The sequence below is a fragment of the Mycobacterium sp. genome (assembly GCF_025933915.1).
Lineage (GTDB): Bacteria > Actinomycetota > Actinomycetes > Mycobacteriales > Mycobacteriaceae > Mycobacterium.
The window spans coordinates 17,081-33,414 of sequence record NZ_JAICZA010000015.1 but is presented as its reverse complement, the minus strand read 5'-3'; the positions used below and the strand labels follow the sequence as shown (position 1 = coordinate 33,414).

The following is a 16,334-nucleotide window of genomic DNA, read 5'->3' as shown; positions in this document are numbered from 1 at the left end:
CGTCCGTTATGGCCGCTTCGCTGGCCGACGTCGACCCGGATATCGCCGAGCTGCTCGGCAAAGAGCTCGGCCGGCAACGCGACACGCTCGAGATGATCGCGTCGGAGAACTTCGTGCCGCGCGCCGTGCTGCAGGCACAGGGCAGCGTGCTGACCAACAAGTACGCCGAGGGGCTGCCCGGGCGCCGCTACTACGGCGGCTGCGAGTACGTCGACGTCGTGGAGAACATCGCCCGCGACCGGGCCAAGGCGCTGTTCGGCGCCGACTTCGCCAACGTGCAGCCGCATTCCGGCGCCCAGGCCAACGCCGCCGTGCTGCACGCGCTGATGACGCCGGGGGAGCGGCTGCTGGGTCTGGACCTGGCCAACGGTGGGCATCTGACGCACGGCATGAAGCTGAACTTCTCCGGCAAGCTCTACGAGAACGGCTTCTACGGCGTCGATCCGACGACGCATCTCGTCGACATGGACGCGGTGCGCGCGAAGGCGCTGGAATTCCGCCCGAAGGTGATCATCGCCGGCTGGTCGGCCTACCCTCGGATTCTCGACTTCGCGGCGTTCGCCTCGATCGCCGACGAGGTCGACGCCAAGCTCTGGGTGGACATGGCGCACTTCGCGGGCCTCGTCGCGGCCGGGTTGCATCCGTCGCCGGTGCCGCACGCCGACATCGTGTCGACCACCATTCACAAGACTCTCGGCGGCGGCCGCTCGGGCATGATCCTCGGCAAGCAGGAGTACGCCAAGTCGATCAACTCGGCGGTGTTCCCCGGCCAGCAGGGCGGGCCGCTCATGCACGTCATCGCGGGCAAGGCCGTTGCGCTAAAGATCGCGAGCACTCCCGAATTCGTCGAGCGGCAGCGGCGCACCCTTTCCGGCGCCCGCATCCTCGCCGACCGGTTGCTGGCCGCCGATGTCGCGAAGGCGGGAGTGTCGGTGGTCAGCGGCGGCACCGATGTGCACCTGGTGCTCGTGGACCTGCGCAACTCCCCGCTCGACGGGCAGGCTGCCGAGGACCTGCTGCACGAGGTCGGCATCACCGTCAACCGCAACGCCGTGCCCAACGACCCGCGCCCGCCGATGGTCACGTCGGGTCTGCGGATCGGGACGCCCGCGCTGGCCACCCGCGGCTTCGGCGACGCCGAGTTCAGCGAGGTGGCCGACGTCATCGCCACCGCGCTGGCGGCCGGCACCGCGGCCTCCGAAGGGCAAGTGTCGGGCCTGCGGCAGCGCGTGACGCGGCTGGCGCAGGAGTTTCCGCTGTACGACGGCCTCGAAGACTGGGCGCTGGTCGGCCGCTGACCGGCGTCGACTCGGGTCGGACCGCCCGGCTGGGCGGGTTCGAGGACCAAAGTCACCAGTTGCGGTGACACGACCCCGGCGGTTTCATGAACCTGTGTACGCGGGTTACAGTTATCTCATGGCACAGAGACCCGTCGCTAACGCGCTGACCCTGGAACTCGAGCCGGTCGTCGAAGCGAACATCGACCGCCACCTGTCCACCGAGGAACTCTGGTTCGCGCACGACTACGTGCCGTTCGAACGGGGCGAGAACTTCGCATTCCTCGGCGGGCGCGACTGGGACCCGTCGTCGATGACGTTGCCGAGGCCCTTGACGGATGCCTGCGAGATCATGCTGCTGCTCAAGGACAACCTGGCCGCGCACCACCGCGAGCTGGTCGAGCACTTCATCCTGGAGGACTACTGGGGACGCTGGCTGGGCCGGTGGACCGCCGAGGAGCACCTGCACGCCATCGCGCTGCGCGAATACCTGGTGGTGACACGGGAGGTCGACCCGACCGCCAACGAAGAGGCCCGTGTCCAGTACGTGATGAAGGGCTACCGCGCCGACACCTACTCGCAGGTGGAAACGCTGGTGCACATGGCGTTCACCGAACGCACCCACGCCGTGTTCTGCGAGAACCTGGCCGCCAAGCTGGAGGAGCCCATCTTGGCCGGCCTCGTCGACCGGATCGCACGGGACGAGCGGCGCCACGAACTGTTCTTCTCCAACCTCGTCGCGCACTGCCTGGAATACACCCGCGACGAGACGATCGCGGCGATCGCCGCCCGCGCGGCCGACCTGAAGGTGCCCGGCGCCGACATCGACGCGTATGCGGACAAGGTGCAGAACGTCGCCGGGGCAGGCATTTTCGATCCGGAGCAGCTGCGGCAGGCGATCTCCGACCGCATCACCGCATGGGGGCTCGCGGACGAGCCCGCGCTGCGGCAATTCATCGTCGGCTGAGCCGGCCGGCACCTCGCCACTTTCGCCGCCCCCGGGGGTTCGCGGCTTGTCATGTCGGCGCGCCTGCACAGCGGGCACGCGGCCACGGGAGTAGCGTCGTTCTCGATGGTCAGCGTCATGCTCTGCTGCCAGGGCGGCACCTCCCGTCATCACAACGGAAGGACCGGCCCCGGTCCTGGTGCTGCGGTTCCCGTCGACATGCCTGTGCGGGTCCGCGCGGGCTCATCCCGCTCGAGGAGCGCTACGTGACCGATATCCGGACCTACGTGATCGACACTTCCGTGCTGCTGTCCGACCCGTGGGCGTGCAGCCGGTTCGCCGAACACGAGGTGGTTGTTCCGCTGGTCGTGATCAGCGAACTGGAGGCCAAACGCCACCACCACGAGCTGGGATGGTTCGCCCGCCAGGCGTTGCGTCTGTTCGACGATCTTCGGCTGGTGCACGGCCGCCTGGATCAGCCCATTCCCGTTGGGACACAAGGCGGTACGCTCCATGTCGAACTCAACCACACGGACCCGGCGGTGCTGCCCGCCGGCTTCCGCGGTGACAACAACGACTGCCGGATCTTGAGTTGCGCCGCCAACCTCGCCGCCGAAGGCAAGCGAGTCACGTTGGTCAGCAAAGACATTCCGCTTCGGGTCAAGGCCGCCGCGGTGGGGCTGGCCGCGGACGAATACCACGCGCAAGACGTCGTCGCCTCCGGGTGGTCGGGGATGCGCGAGTTGGAGACTGCCACCGACGATATCGACGCGCTGTTCACCGACGGCGAGATCGATCTGGTCGAGGCGCGAGACCTGCCCTGCCACACCGGTATTCGGTTGCTCGGCGGTAGCTCGCACGCGCTCGGCAGGGTCAACGCGGACAAGCGCGTCCAGCTGGTCCGTGGTGACCGCGAAGTGTTCGGATTGCGCGGGCGCTCCGCCGAACAGCGGGTGGCCCTGGACCTGCTGCTCGATGAGTCCGTCGGCATCGTGTCGCTGGGCGGCAAAGCCGGCACCGGCAAGTCGGCCCTGGCGTTGTGCGCCGGCCTGGAGGCGGTGCTCGAGCGGCGGACCCAGCGCAAGGTGGTGGTCTTCCGCCCGCTGTACGCCGTCGGCGGCCAGGAGCTGGGCTACCTGCCCGGCAGCGAGAGCGAAAAGATGGGCCCGTGGGCGCAGGCCGTTTTCGACACCCTCGAGGGTCTGGCCAGCCCGGCGGTGCTGGAGGAAGTGCTGTCCCGGGGCATGCTCGAAGTGCTGCCGCTGACCCACATCCGGGGACGGTCGCTGCACGACTCGTTCGTCATCGTCGATGAGGCGCAGTCGCTGGAGCGCAACGTGTTACTGACCGTGCTGTCCCGGCTGGGCACCGGGTCGCGAGTCATCCTCACCCACGACATCGCCCAGCGCGACAACCTGCGGGTGGGCCGCCATGACGGGGTCGCTGCGGTGATCGAAAAGCTGAAGGGCCATCCGCTGTTCGCCCACATCACCTTGTTGCGCAGCGAGCGATCGCCGATCGCCGCGCTGGTCACCGAGATGCTCGAGGAGATCGCCGGACCGCACTGACGGCGCCTCGCCCGGCCGCGAAACTGTATTCCACTACGGCCGCACTCGCGAAACGCGTCGCTAGTCGCAGTCTCGCGGTGAGTAGGATTTCACCGTGGCGAAACGACCCGACACTTTGGCCTGGCGCTACTGGCGCACGCTGGTCGGTGTGGTGGCGGCCGTCGCGGTCCTGGTGATCGGCGGGCTGACCGGTCATGTGACACGCGCCGACGACCTCAGTTGCGCGGTCATCAAATGCGTCGCTTTGACGTTCGATGACGGGCCCGGACCCTTCGACGCGCGGCTGTTGCGCATCCTGAAGGACAACGACGCGAAGGCCACGTTCTTCCTGATCGGCAACAAGGTGGCCGCCGACCCGGCCGGCGCCAAGCGCATCGCCGACGCGGGGATGGAAATCGGCAACCACACCTGGGAACACCCCAACATGACCACCATCCCGCGGGAGGACATTGCCGGGCAGTTCTCGAAGGCAAATGACGCGATCACCGCCGCGACGGGCCGCACGCCGACGTTGTACCGGCCCGCGGGCGGATTGTCCGACCCGGCCGTGCGCCAGACCGCCGGCCAATTCGGGCTCGCCGAAATCCTTTGGGATGTCATCCCTTTCGATTGGGCCAACGACTCGAACACGGCGGCGACGCGAAGCATGCTGATGACCTACATCAAGCCCGGCTCCGTGGTGTTGTTCCATAACACCTACTCGAGCACCGTCGATCTGGTGTATCAATTCATCCCGGTGCTCAAGGCCAACGGGTACCGCCTGGTGGCGGTCAGCGATCTGCTCGGCCCGCGGGCGCCGGGCAGCAGCTACGGCAGCCGGGAGAACGGACCACCCGTCAACGGTCTGCGCGACATCCCCGCCGGCGATATTCCCACGCTGCCCGACACCCCCTCCCCGAGGCCGATGCCCAATTTCCCGATTACCGACATCCCCGGGCAGAACTCCGGCGGGCCGAACAACGGTGCCTAAAACAAGTTTGGCTTCCGCCGCGAAAGGACGAAAGTCCGCTCGGTGGTGGATGTTTCACTATGGGTTTGACCTGAGTCTGTCTTACGTTCTGGCCGTCGTCGAGGCGGCCGCCATCTTGATCCCGTTGCGCGGCCACACCTCCGTCGGGGCCAACGACGACTTCGCGCGGCACAGCACGGTGCCGGTGGTGCTGCTCGTCGTGCTGGGCATCATCGGCGTCTCGGTGGCCGGCGCCTTGAGCCTGGCCCCCACGCTGCGTTGGTTTGTGGCAGGAGACGAGCCGACACCCGACCAACGCGACGCCGTGATGACGCTGGCCGGGCGGCAGTCGGCGATCCTCGTGACGGCCTGGGCGCTGAGCGGCGGAATCTTCGTCCTGCTGAATCTCGGTGGTGGGGCCCGACTTCTGCTGCCCATCGCGCTCGGCATTCTCCTCGGCGGCACGGCCGCCGCAGGCACTGGGATGCTGCTCGCGCAACGCACCCTGCGGCCCATCATGCGTGCGGCGACGCTGGGCGCCGAGCCGCGGCTGGCCGTACCGAGTGTGTACGCGCGACTGGTTCTGCTGTGGTTTCTCTGCAGCGCGTTTCCCATCGCGGTCATCGCGACCCTGGTTGTTCTCCGCTCATACGGGTGGCTGATCGAGAGGTCGGCATCGTTGGACGTGCCGATCCTGGTGGTATCGCTGGCGGCGCTGGTGCTGGGACTGCCGACGATGATCCTGACGTCGCGGTCCATCTCGGACCCGATCGGCGAGGTCGTCGACGCCATGGCAGAGGTCGAACATGGCCGGATGGGAACGTACGTCGGCGCCTACGAGCGTTCCCAGATCGGGCGGCTGCAAACAGGATTCAACCGGATGGTGGCCGGACTCGCCGAGCGCGACCGGTTGCGTGATTTGTTCGGACGCCATGTCGGGGCCGACGTCGCGCAGCGCGCCGTCCAAGAGGGCGCATCGCTCTCGGGCGATGTGGTCGAAGCGGCCGTGCTCTTCATCGACCTGGTGGGCTCCACCCAGCTCGCGGAAAGCCGTCCCCCGCAAGAGGTTGCCGCGGTACTCAACGACTTCTTCCGGATCGTCGTCAACGCCGTCGACGAACACCACGGACTGATCAACAAGTTCGCCGGTGATGCCGCGCTGGCCGTCTTCGGGGCGCCGCTGGCGACGAGCGAGCCGGCATCGTCGGCCTTGGCGACGGCCCGCGCGCTGGCCACCCAACTGCGGCGGTTGCCAGTCGATTTCGGCATCGGCGTTTCCGCGGGGCGCGTTTTTGCCGGCAACGTCGGCGCCGAAAACCGGTACGAATACACCGTGATCGGCGACGCCGTCAACGAAGCCGCACGGCTGGCCGACCTCGCCAAGACTTCCGACCGGAGAATCCTGTGTTCGGCGGCCGCCATCGATGCGGCCGCTGACGCCGAACGCGGGCACTGGGCCGAATGCTATTCCACGGTCCTGCGTGGGCGATCCGAGACCACCCACGTCTGCGCACCGACCGGCCCGGCCGGTTAGGCCGGTCGGGGTCGCGTCAGGATTTCGCGACCTTCAGCGCGGCGATGATCTTGCCGACGAGGTCCGCGGATGCGGTGTCGCCGATGGGTGTGCTGCCGATGAAGACGGTGACCGGTTTGGTGTCGACCGCGATGATGCTGACCGAGTCGCCTTTGACGTTGCGGGTTGGGTCGGCGATCGTGACGTCGGCGTCGGCTCGCACCGCCTTGGTCTGATCGACGGTGATCGACGACGTCTTGACCGCCCCCAGCGTGGGTGACGCATTCGCATACCCGGGCCCGTTGACCACGCACTGCATCAGCTTGGTGGCTTGCGCCGAGAGGTCCATGCTGGCAACGAAATTGGTGACGCCGACCTCGGCCGTCATCATCCACTGATTCGCCCCGGGCACGTCCTGGGCCACACCGAGCCCGCCGATCAGGTTGGGGCCCTGGTCGTCGGAGAACACCGTCCATCCGGAGGGCGCCGCGGTGGCCGGGAACGAGAGCTTGCCCGCGGCGATCGAGTCGGTCCGGGGCATCTCACCGCCGGACACGTTCGGCGTGCAATCGGTGGCGTTCTGCGCCGAGTTCTTCGGTTGGGAGACCGAGGTGCTCGTGGACGAGGGCGCGGCGCTCGACGGCTTGTTGCCGTGGCCGCCCTTCATCACCACGAGCGTCGCCACCAGCGCGATCACGGCCAGCACGACCAGACCGGCGACGATCAACCAGGGCAGCTTTGAGCCGCCGGGGGGAGGGCCCGGCGGGTAGGGCCCACCGGGCGGAAATGGTTGTCCCGGTGGCGGATACTGCGGCGTCTGGTACGGATTGGCCGCGGGACCGCCCGGCGGATACGGGTACGGCCCGCCGGGCGGGTAAGCGTTCGGACCGCCCTGCGGGTAAGGCCCCTGTGGGTAGGGGCCGGGGCCGCCGGCTTGCGGCTGGCCGCCCCAATTCGGGTCGTGCCCATACGGATTGCTTCCGTAAGGCCCCTGACCGTAGGGGCCGCCGGGAGGAGCCGTCATGGAAAACCACCCTTACTCTCATCGACCACCATCACCGCATGACGGCCGGCCTAGCCTTCTGGTTTGACCTCGTCTTGTACGCGGGCCATGGCCAGCACGTCGAGCCGGCGGTCGAGCTCCTCGATCGACAGCTTGTCGCCGATCAGGCCGCGGTCGATGACGGTCTGGCGAATCGTCTTGCGCTCCTTGAGGGCTTGCTTGGCCACCGCGGCGGCCTCCTCGTACCCGATCGCCGAGTTCAGCGGCGTCACAATGGACGGCGACGATTCGGCGAGCTCCCGCAGGTGCTCCACGTTGGCCGCCAGTCCGCTGACGCAGCGCTCCGCGAACAGCCTCGACACGTTGGTCAGCAGCTTGAAGGACTCGAGGATGTTGCGGGCCATCATCGGGATGTACACGTTGAGCTCGAAGGCGCCGCTGGCCCCGCCCCACGCGACCGCGGCGTCGTTGCCGATGACCTGCGCGGCGACCTGCGTAACCGCCTCGGGGAGAACCGGATTCACCTTGCCTGGCATGATCGAGCTGCCCGGTTGCAGGTCGGGCAGCGCAATCTCGGCCAGGCCGGTCAGCGGACCCGACCCCATCCAGCGGACGTCGTTGGCGATCTTGGTCAGTGAGACCGCGATGGTGCGCAGCGCGCCGGAGGCCTCGACCAACCCGTCGCGCGCCGCCTGCGCCTCGAACGAGTTTGCCGCCGTGCGCAATTCGCTCAGGCCGGTGGAGGCGACCAAGGTTTCGACCACCTTGGCGCCGAAGCCGTCGGGCGCGTTGAGTCCGGTGCCGACCGCGGTCCCGCCGATCGCCAGCTCACCCAGCCGCGGCAGCGTGGCGCGCACCCGCTCGATGCCCGCCTCGACCTGGCGGGCGTACCCGCTGAATTCCTGGCCGAGCGTCACCGGAACGGCGTCCATCAGGTGGGTGCGGCCCGACTTGACCACGGTGCGCCATTCGCGGGCCTTGCCCGCCAGCGCGTCGTGCAGCACCTCGAGCGCCGGAATGAGGTGACGCACCGCGGCTTCGGTGGCCGCGATGTGGGTTGCGGTGGGGAAGGTGTCGTTCGACGACTGCGACATGTTGACGTCGTCGTTGGGGTGCACCGTGACGCCATTGGCCGCCGCGATGCCGGCGATCACCTCGTTGGTGTTCATGTTGGAGCTGGTGCCCGAACCGGTCTGGAAGACGTCGATGGGGAACTGGTCGTCGTGCTGGCCGTCGGCGATCTCGGCGGCCGCGGCGATGATGGCGTCGGCCTTTTCCGGTGCCAGCAGCCCGAGGTCCTTGTTGACCTGCGCGCAGGCGCCCTTCAGCAGGCCCAATGCGCGGATCTGGGTGCGTTCCAGGCCCCGGCCCGAGATCGGAAAGTTCTCGACCGCACGCTGAGTTTGCGCGCGCCACAACGCTTTTGCGGGCACCCGGACCTCGCCCATGGTGTCGTGCTCGATGCGGTACTCGGTGTCAGCGGCGTCTTCGGAGCTGTTCAAGGCCATGGAGTGGCGTCCTCGTTCTTCGATCTGGTGGTCAGGGCAGGGGGTAGGCGGCCGAACTGTCGCCGGTGAAGTCGATGGCGGAGTATTCGTTGAGTTTCGAAAGCCGGTGGTAGGCCTCGATCATCCGGACGGTGCCCGACTTCGACCGCATGACGATCGACTGAGTGGTGCAGCCGCCGGGGTAGTACTGCACGCCCTTGAGCAGATCACCGTTGGTGACCCCGGTGGCGCAGAAGAACACGTTCTCGCCGGACACGAGGTCCTCGGTGGACAGGATCTGATCGAGGTCATAGCCGGCGTCGATGGCCTGCTGGCGTTCGTCGTCGTCCGTGGGAGCCAACTGCGCCTGGATGGCGCCACCCATGCACCGGATCGCGGCGGCCGCGATGATGCCTTCCGGGGTGCCGCCGATCCCGGCCAGCATGTCGGTGCCCGAGTGCGGCCGGCAGGCTGAGATCGCGCCGGCTACGTCGCCGTCGGTGATCAGCCGGATGCGGGCCCCGGTCGCCCGGACGTCTTCGATCAGCTGGGCATGCCGCGGCCGGTCCAGGATGCACACCGTCATATCGCGCACCGACAACGCCTTCACCTTGGCCACGGCCTTGATGTTCTCGGCGATCGGCGCGGTGATGTCGAGCACGTGCGCGGCCTCGGGGCCGACGGCGATCTTGTTCATGTAGAACACCGCCGACGGGTCGAACATCGAGCCGCGGTCGGCCACCGCGAGCACCGAAATGGCGTTGGGCATGCCCTTGCTCATCAGCGTGGTGCCGTCGATCGGGTCGACGGCGAAGTCGCACTCCGCGCCGTCGCCGTTGCCGACCTCCTCGCCGTTGTAGAGCATCGGCGCGTGGTCCTTCTCACCCTCGCCGATGACGACCACGCCGCGCATCGACACCGAGTTGACCAGCTCGCGCATCGCATCGACGGCTGCCCCGTCACCGCCCTCCTTGTCGCCGCGGCCGACCCAGCGGCCGGCGGCCATGGCGCCGGCCTCGGTGACGCGGACCAGTTCCAACGCCAGGTTGCGGTCTGGAGCCTCACCGCGCGGCCGTCCCTGCGCGGGGGCTCGGCCGTTGGTGGTGGACGAGCGGTCGCCCTCAACTGTCATGGTTGGTGATTGTCCCAGAAGCGGATCGGTCCGCTGGAACTGGGATACTCGGGGGATGACCGAGAAGCCGCGGCTGAATGCCAGCTCGGACGGCTATGTAGCCGGCGAGCCGGCCCCGCCCGCCGGACCCGGCCCCAGGCCGGCGAAGCCGCGGCTGCTACAGGACGGTCGGGACATGTTCTGGTCCCTGATTCCGCTGGTGATCGGCTGCGTGCTGCTGGCCGGCGTGCTGGGCATGTGTTCGTTTCAGCTCGGCAGCCATCAGGGCGCCGTCCCGTCGTATGACGCGGCGATGGCGCTGCGGGCGGACGCGGCGGCGCTCGGCTTTCCCATCCGCCAACCGCAGCTGCCCAGCGGCTGGCAGGCCAACTCCGGGCATCGCGGCGGTATCCCCAACGGGCGAACCGACCCGTCGACCGGCCAACGGCTGAACGCGCAAACCTCGATGGTCGGATACATCAGTCCGACCGGAATGTATCTGAGCCTGACCCAGAGCAATGCCGACGAGGACAAGCTGATCAATTCGATTCATCCGTCGGCGTACCCGACCGGTGCGGTGGACGTCGCCGGGACCAGTTGGGTCGTCTATCAAGGTTCGGGCCAAAGCGGCGCGGACGCCGAGGCGGTGTGGACGACCCGGCTCAGCGGCCCGGGAGGCGCCACGCAGATTGCGATAACCGGCGCCGGAAACAGCGATCAGTTTCGTACGCTGGCTTCGGCGACACAGTCGCAACCGCCGTTACCGACAAGCCGATAGAAGGGACTGGCGTGAGTGCACCAGAGGCCGATCTGTCCGGATGGTCGGCGGCACCGTTCAGCGGCGGCGGCTACACCCATGACGTCTACCGCAAGGGCGCCGGCCCCGGCGTGGTGCTGATCCCCGAGATCCCCGGTATCCACCCGGGCGTGCTGGCCCTGGGTAATCACCTGGTGGACAACGGTTTCACCGTCGCGATTCCGTCGCTGTTCGGTGAGCCGGGCAGGGCCAAGACGGCCGGCTACATCGTCGGTTCCATCGGGCGAGCTTGCGTGACGAGGGAATTCGCGGCGTTGGCGCTGAACAAGCAGCGACCGGTGGCGGCGTTCCTGCGCGCGCTGGCGCGTGACCTCAATGCCTCGACGCCGGGGAAGGGTGTCGGCGTGATCGGCCAGTGTTTCACCGGCGGATTCGCGTTGGCGGCCGCGGTCGACGACAGCGTGCTGGCGCCGGTGCTTTCGCAGCCGTCGGTCCCGTTCCCGCTCGGTGCCGCGCGGCGCCGCGACCCCGGCTTGAGCGAGGCCGAGCTGACCACCGTGGCGGATCGGTGCGCCAACGACGGCTTGTGCGCCATGGGATTGCGGTTCAGCGAGGACAAGATGGCGCCCGGCGAACGGTTCGCGACGCTCAAGGAGCGCCTGGGCGATGCGTTCGAGGTGATCGACATCGATTCGCGCCCGGGCAATGAGCACGGCTTCGGCAAGATGGCGCACTCGGTGCTCACCGATGAGGTCCGCGAGATCGACGGCCAGCCCGCTTACGAGGCCCGCAAACGGGTAGTCGAATTTCTCACCGAGCGGCTCATTTAGGAAGTGCGCATGGCGATCGACGACCTGGTGGTGGAAACCAGCTACGGCCCGGTCCGTGGCGTCGACGAGGGCCGCGTCAAGGCGTGGAAGGGCATTCGATACGCGGCGGCCCCGGTGGGCGACTTACGTTTCCGGGCGCCGCAACCGCCCGAGCGCTGGACCGAGGTCGCCGACGCCACCGCGTTCGGACCCGCCTGCCCGCAACCGGTATTTCCTAACATGCCGCTGGATTTGGGTGCGCCGCAGGGCGAAGACTGCTTGCGACTCAACGTCTGGGCATCCGGTGACACCGGGCCCGGCGACGCCAAACCGGTGCTGGTCTGGCTGCACGGCGGCGCCTACGTCCTGGGGTCGAGCAGCCAGACCCTCTATGACGGCCGCAGGTTGGTCGGCCACGGCGATGTCGTCGTGGTGACGGTCAACTATCGGCTCGGGGTGCTCGGCTTCCTCGACCTGTCGTCGTTCGACACCACGGGGCGACGTTTCGACTCGAATGTCGGGCTGCGCGACGCGCTGGCGGCATTGGAGTGGGTGCGCGACAACATCGCCGCCTTCGGCGGTGATCCGCGACGGGTGACGCTGTTCGGTGAATCCGCCGGGGCGGGCATCGTCACCACGCTGCTGGCCAGCCCGGCGGCAGAGGGCTTGTTCGCCGGCGCGATCGCGCAGAGTTCGCCGGCCACCTCGGTGTACGACCGCGACCGTGCGAACCGGGTTGCCGAAGCCTTCCTCGGCAAGCTGCGAATCGCCCCGTCCGAGTCGCAGCGGCTGGTCGACATGCCGATGGCGGGGCTCCTTGCCGCCTCGCAAGAAGTGTTCGACGAAGTGCCGGTGCGCAATCCGGGAACGCTGGCGTTCGTGCCGATCGTCGACGGCGACGTGCTGGGTGACTATCCGGTCAAGCTGGCGCAAGAGGGCCGCACCCATCCGGTCCCGCTCATCATCGGCACCAACAAACACGAGGCGGCGCTCTTCCGGCTGATGAGGTCGCCGCTGATGCCGATTACCCCGAGCGCGATCACGTCGATGTTCAACCAGATCGCCGCCGAACAACCCGATTTGCAGTTGCCCACCGAGGACGATATCGGCTCGGCGTACTCGCGATTGCGACGCAAGGCAAGGAGTTTGAGCATCGCGACCGACGTCGGCTTCCGGATGCCGTCGGTGTGGCTCGCCGAAGGGCACAGCCGGGTGGCGCCGGTGTATCTGTACCGATTCGACTACTCGACGCCGTTGTTGAAACTGCTGATGGTCAGGGCCGCGCATGCCACCGAATTGCCGTACGTCTGGGGCAATCTCGGTGCTCCCAAGGATCCCACGCTGAAGCTCGGTGGCACCAGAACCGCGAAGGCGGTATCCAAGAGGGTGCGTGCCCGTTGGATCAACTTCGCCGCGCACGCCAAGCCCGCGGGCCCCGCCGGTGAGCCGGAATGGTCGCCGTACCGGGCGAACGATCGTGCCTGCCTGGTCATCGACAAAAGTGACGCGCTCGCGCATGACGTCGACGCGAACATCCGCGCCGCATGGGGCAGCGAGATGGTGAGCTTCCGTTAGACGGATGCCTTGGCCGTCAACGCTTCTCGTTTCATCTGGTCGAACATGCCGACGTAGTACGGCAGGCATTCCGACAGCGCCTGCTCCGTCGTGAACAGGGGCTGATAACCAAGGTCGCGAGACGCCTTGGCGATCGAGAAGAAGTTGTCCAGATACAGCCGCTCGACGGCGAGCGGCTCGAGCAGCGGCGCCGGTATCCCGAACCGGAAATGCAGCCGCTGCCACCCCGTCATCGCCGCGCGCACAATCGGTCCGTTCACCCGGACCCGGGGCCAATTCTCGCCGCAAGCCTCGATCACCGGCCGGGCGAACTCGAACATGTTGATCGGCTCGTCGTCGTTGATGAAATACGCCTGACCGGGGGCGGTGCCGCCCGGCGTCAGATGCTGGGCCGCCAGAATGAAACCGTGAATCAGGTTGTGCACGTAGGAGTTGTCCAACCGAGCCGATTTGCGGCCGATCAGCACCTTGACGTGACCGGCGATCACGCTTTCGAACAGTTTGCGGAACATCGTCTGGTCGCCCCGGCCCCAAATGCCGCTGGGCCGAATCGCACACGTCAGGAGCCCGGCCCCACCATTCGGGGAGCCGTTCTGGCCCAATACAAATCGCTCGGCGATCACCTTGGTCTCGGTGTAGAGATCGTTGAACCTGCCGGTGTAGGGCAGCGTCTCGTCGCCGCCGGCGATGTTCTGGCCGCCCATCACGACGCTGTTCGACGAGGTGTAGACGAAGCGCTGCACCCCGGCCGCCTGCCCGGCCCGGACCAGGTTCTCGGTGCCCCCGACGTTGACGCCGAAGCTGCGCTGCCGGTACTCCTCGGTCACCGACGCGCCACCCATCAGGTCGATGATCGCCGCGGTGTGGAAGACCGTGTCGACGCCGTCGACCGCCTGGGCGCACACGGCGGTGTCGGTGACGTCCCCTTGCAGCACCTCCAGCTGCGGATGCGGCGGCAGCGGGGACGGGGCGCGGTCGAACGAGCGGACCCGGTGCCCGCGGTCGAGCAGTGTGGTCACCAGGTTGGCGCCGACGAACCCGGAACCCCCGGTGACCAGGACGCGGCCGAGTTCAGCCGTCAGTGCTGGATCACCCATGCGTGAAATCATAACTGAAACGTGTTCCAGTTCGGAAAAAATCTTTCACCCGTGCCCTCCGATACGACGCGATTCAGGCATTCTCGGCGTCGCCCGCCGCGAGCGCGTCCTCGATCCGCTTGCGTGCGCCAGCTAAGTGTTCTTCGCAACGTTTAGCGAGTTGTTCGCCTCTTTCCCAGAGCTGCAGCGACGCATCTAGGTCCAACCCGCCCTGCTCCAGCAGCCGCACGACCTCGATCAGTTCGTCGCGGCACGCCTCATAGCCCAGCTGACTAATAGGTGTAATGGATTCGTTCCCCTCCGGGCTGGCGGAGCTGTCCCCGCCGTCGTTTTTACGCGCCATCGGCCGGTCCTTCGCTGACCGCGGCCACGGCGCCGTCAGCCACCCGCACCCGCAACCGGGTGCCCACCGGCGCGTCGTCGACCGAACGCATCACCTGGGTCTCGGCGGGGCCGACCGTTTGCACCACCGCATAGCCCCGCGCCAATGTGGCCGCCGGCCCCAACGTCGCCAGCCGTGCGCTCAGGTGGCCGATCCGTTCGGTTTCGGTGGCGGTCAGCCGAGTGACGTCGCGGCGAATCGCCGACCGCGCGCGGTGAATCTCCTCGGCGCGCGCCGTCAACGCCGTCAGCGGCTCGGCCAGCACCGGGCGGCTGCGTATCTGGGCCAGCGCCCGCTGTTCGCGAGATACCCAGTTGCGCAGCGCCTGCGCGCTGCGTCGGCGCAGGTCGTCGATCAGCCGCTGCTCGGCCGCGGTATCGGGAACAACCTTCTTGGCGGCGTCGGTGGGGGTGGCCGCACGCAAATCGGCGACCAGATCGCACAGCGGGTTGTCGGGTTCGTGACCGACCGCGCTGATTACCGGGGTGCGGCACGCCGCGATCGCGCGGCACAGTGTCTCGTCGGAGAACGGCAGCAGGTCCTCGACGCTGCCCCCGCCGCGGGCGAGGACGATGACGTCGACGTCGGCGTCGCGATCGAGTTCACGCAGGGCGTCGACGATCTGGGCAACCGCGCCCGCACCCTGAACCACGGTATTGCGCACCGCGAAACGCACCGCGGGCCAACGACCGGCCGCCACGGTTGTCACGTCGCGTTCGGCCGCGCTGGCCCGGCCGGTGATCAGGCCGATCATGTTGGGCAGGAAGGGGATTGGCCGTTTGAGTCGGGGATCGAAAAGCCCTTCGGCGTCCAACAGCCTGCGGAGCCGATCGATGCGTGCCAGCAGCTCACCGACCCCCACGGCGCGAATCTCGCTGAGCCGCAACGAAAACGTACCGCGGCCGGTGTAAAACGATGGCTTGCCGCACACCACCACCTGCGTGCCCTCGGCTAGCTCCACCGGCGCGCTGCGCACCAGATCGCGCGGGCACGTCACGGTCAGCGACATGTCGGCGGCCGGGTCGCGCAGCACCATGAACACGGTTTTGGAGTCCGGCCGCATCGAGACCTGGGCAAGCTGACCCTCCACCCAGACGGTGCCCAGCTTGTCGATCCAGCCCGCGACCCGGATTGCCACCGCGCGCACCGGAAATGGGTTCTCTGCGGAGTTGGGTTCGGAAGTAGCGGCTGGGGTCACTTCGCGTTCGCGCGGGTGATCCTGTTGGCGAGCAGCGTCTGGAACGGTGCGCGGCCCTTGGTCGCCTGCTCGTAGGCCAGCAGGGCTTCGAGTTCGTCCACGCTCAGCGACTGCAGACGGGCCCGCAGCTGGGCCAGCGTCAGGGCCGCGTAGTCCAGTTCGCCGGCCACCGCCGGCTGGGAAACCGACGCCTTGGCCGCCGGCTTCTTGGATGGGCGGGCGGGTTTGGTCAGGGCGCTGGCGTCTTCGTGCGCGTCGGCCACTGAGTACAGCGCGAACCGTCCCTCGGCCCTGCGCTCGCCCTCGCTGCCGTCGGGCAGTGCGGGATATGCCCCGTCGATGGCGTCATCCACGTCCTCGTCGAAGGTCGCCCATTCCGGCTGCTCGTCCTTGGGCGGGAAAATCGACTCGAGCGTGCTGTCCCCCTTGATCACCAGCTCGGCGAGGTTCTGCTGGAAGCGCATCACGATGTGCGCCGCCTGACTGGCCAGTGTCATCGGGTACATCAGGATGGTTTTCGGCAGCCTGATGGTCTCCTCGACGGCGACTGTCGCCGCGCCGACCAGCAGCCGAACCCCATACGGTGCAGTAGCCATGGGTCCAAGATTGCCTTAAGCGGCGGCTAACTCCAAGCCCGTCGGCGCGAGCTGGCAGCCCCGTGG

General features: G+C 67.8%; 15 protein-coding genes. 8 read left to right on the top strand and 7 right to left on the bottom strand.

Annotated elements, in window-relative coordinates; translation table 11 throughout:
• The first annotated feature begins 8 nt into the window (after positions 1 to 8).
• The 5 genes from glyA (at position 9) to Q0W90_RS04110 (ending at position 6,274) form a co-directional block, all read left to right on the top strand.
• The gene (glyA, locus tag Q0W90_RS04130) at positions 9 to 1,298 is read left to right on the top strand and encodes a serine hydroxymethyltransferase (RefSeq protein WP_297595186.1); all 1,290 of its coding nucleotides are present in this window, start codon (positions 9 to 11) and stop codon (positions 1,296 to 1,298) included.
• A 118-nt stretch (positions 1,299 to 1,416) separates the two neighbouring features.
• Positions 1,417 to 2,244 carry an acyl-ACP desaturase gene (locus tag Q0W90_RS04125; protein ID WP_297595150.1) on the top strand — a complete coding sequence of 276 codons (828 nt, stop codon included), beginning with the start codon at positions 1,417 to 1,419 and terminating at the stop codon, positions 2,242 to 2,244.
• A 245-nt stretch (positions 2,245 to 2,489) separates the two neighbouring features.
• Positions 2,490 to 3,791, top strand: a complete 1,302-nt coding sequence (locus tag Q0W90_RS04120; RefSeq protein WP_297595149.1) for a PhoH family protein — start codon at positions 2,490 to 2,492, stop codon at positions 3,789 to 3,791.
• 94 nt (positions 3,792 to 3,885) lie between these two features.
• Positions 3,886 to 4,761, top strand: coding sequence for a polysaccharide deacetylase family protein (locus Q0W90_RS04115; protein WP_297773267.1), 876 nt, complete (start codon positions 3,886 to 3,888; stop codon positions 4,759 to 4,761).
• 49 nt (positions 4,762 to 4,810) lie between these two features.
• Entirely contained in the window at positions 4,811 to 6,274 is a 1,464-nt protein-coding gene (locus Q0W90_RS04110; protein ID WP_297599855.1) for an adenylate/guanylate cyclase domain-containing protein, read from the top strand.
• 16 nt (positions 6,275 to 6,290) lie between these two features.
• Here the strand turns inward: Q0W90_RS04110 and Q0W90_RS04105 are convergent, their stop codons facing one another.
• The 3 genes from Q0W90_RS04105 to glpX are packed head-to-tail and all read right to left on the bottom strand — an operon-like array spanning position 6,291 to position 9,875.
• Complete coding sequence (locus Q0W90_RS04105) at positions 6,291 to 7,277, bottom strand: hypothetical protein (RefSeq protein ID WP_297599852.1); 987 nt, start codon at positions 7,275 to 7,277, stop codon at positions 6,291 to 6,293.
• A 50-nt stretch (positions 7,278 to 7,327) separates the two neighbouring features.
• The gene (locus Q0W90_RS04100) at positions 7,328 to 8,764 is read right to left on the bottom strand and encodes a class II fumarate hydratase (protein WP_297599849.1); all 1,437 of its coding nucleotides are present in this window, start codon (positions 8,762 to 8,764) and stop codon (positions 7,328 to 7,330) included.
• Positions 8,765 to 8,795: 31 nt separating this feature from the next.
• The gene (gene glpX / locus Q0W90_RS04095; RefSeq protein ID WP_297599846.1) at positions 8,796 to 9,875 is read right to left on the bottom strand and encodes a class II fructose-bisphosphatase; all 1,080 of its coding nucleotides are present in this window, start codon (positions 9,873 to 9,875) and stop codon (positions 8,796 to 8,798) included.
• A 55-nt stretch (positions 9,876 to 9,930) separates the two neighbouring features.
• On the opposite strand from glpX, the gene Q0W90_RS04090 reads away from it, so the two are divergent.
• From Q0W90_RS04090 to Q0W90_RS04080, 3 genes are read left to right on the top strand one after another with little or no spacing between them, the layout of a single operon-like run.
• On the top strand, positions 9,931 to 10,632 hold the full coding sequence (locus tag Q0W90_RS04090; protein WP_297599843.1) for a DUF4245 domain-containing protein: 702 nt from the start codon (positions 9,931 to 9,933) through the stop codon (positions 10,630 to 10,632).
• 11 nt (positions 10,633 to 10,643) lie between these two features.
• Complete coding sequence (locus Q0W90_RS04085) at positions 10,644 to 11,441, top strand: dienelactone hydrolase family protein (RefSeq protein WP_297599840.1); 798 nt, start codon at positions 10,644 to 10,646, stop codon at positions 11,439 to 11,441.
• Positions 11,442 to 11,450: 9 nt separating this feature from the next.
• Entirely contained in the window at positions 11,451 to 12,995 is a 1,545-nt protein-coding gene (locus Q0W90_RS04080; protein WP_297773263.1) for a carboxylesterase/lipase family protein, read from the top strand.
• Here the strand turns inward: Q0W90_RS04080 and Q0W90_RS04075 are convergent.
• The 4 genes from Q0W90_RS04075 to Q0W90_RS04060 all read right to left on the bottom strand — a co-directional run bounded on the left by Q0W90_RS04075 (position 12,992) and on the right by Q0W90_RS04060 (position 16,268).
• The gene (locus tag Q0W90_RS04075) at positions 12,992 to 14,104 is read right to left on the bottom strand and encodes an NAD-dependent epimerase/dehydratase family protein (RefSeq protein WP_297599834.1); all 1,113 of its coding nucleotides are present in this window, start codon (positions 14,102 to 14,104) and stop codon (positions 12,992 to 12,994) included. The genes Q0W90_RS04080 and Q0W90_RS04075 overlap by 4 nt on opposite strands.
• A 61-nt stretch (positions 14,105 to 14,165) precedes the next feature.
• Positions 14,166 to 14,435 (bottom strand): exodeoxyribonuclease VII small subunit, encoded by a 270-nt coding sequence (locus Q0W90_RS04070; protein ID WP_297599831.1) that lies wholly within the window; start codon positions 14,433 to 14,435, stop codon positions 14,166 to 14,168.
• Positions 14,425 to 15,672: an exodeoxyribonuclease VII large subunit gene (gene xseA / locus Q0W90_RS04065; protein WP_297698898.1), complete on the bottom strand. Its 1,248-nt coding sequence runs from the start codon at positions 15,670 to 15,672 to the stop codon at positions 14,425 to 14,427. The genes Q0W90_RS04070 and xseA overlap by 11 nt, the downstream gene beginning before the upstream one ends.
• Positions 15,669 to 16,268, bottom strand: a complete 600-nt coding sequence (locus tag Q0W90_RS04060; RefSeq protein ID WP_297599826.1) for a lipid droplet-associated protein — start codon at positions 16,266 to 16,268, stop codon at positions 15,669 to 15,671. The genes xseA and Q0W90_RS04060 overlap by 4 nt, the downstream gene beginning before the upstream one ends.
• Positions 16,269 to 16,334: the final 66 nt, after the last annotated feature.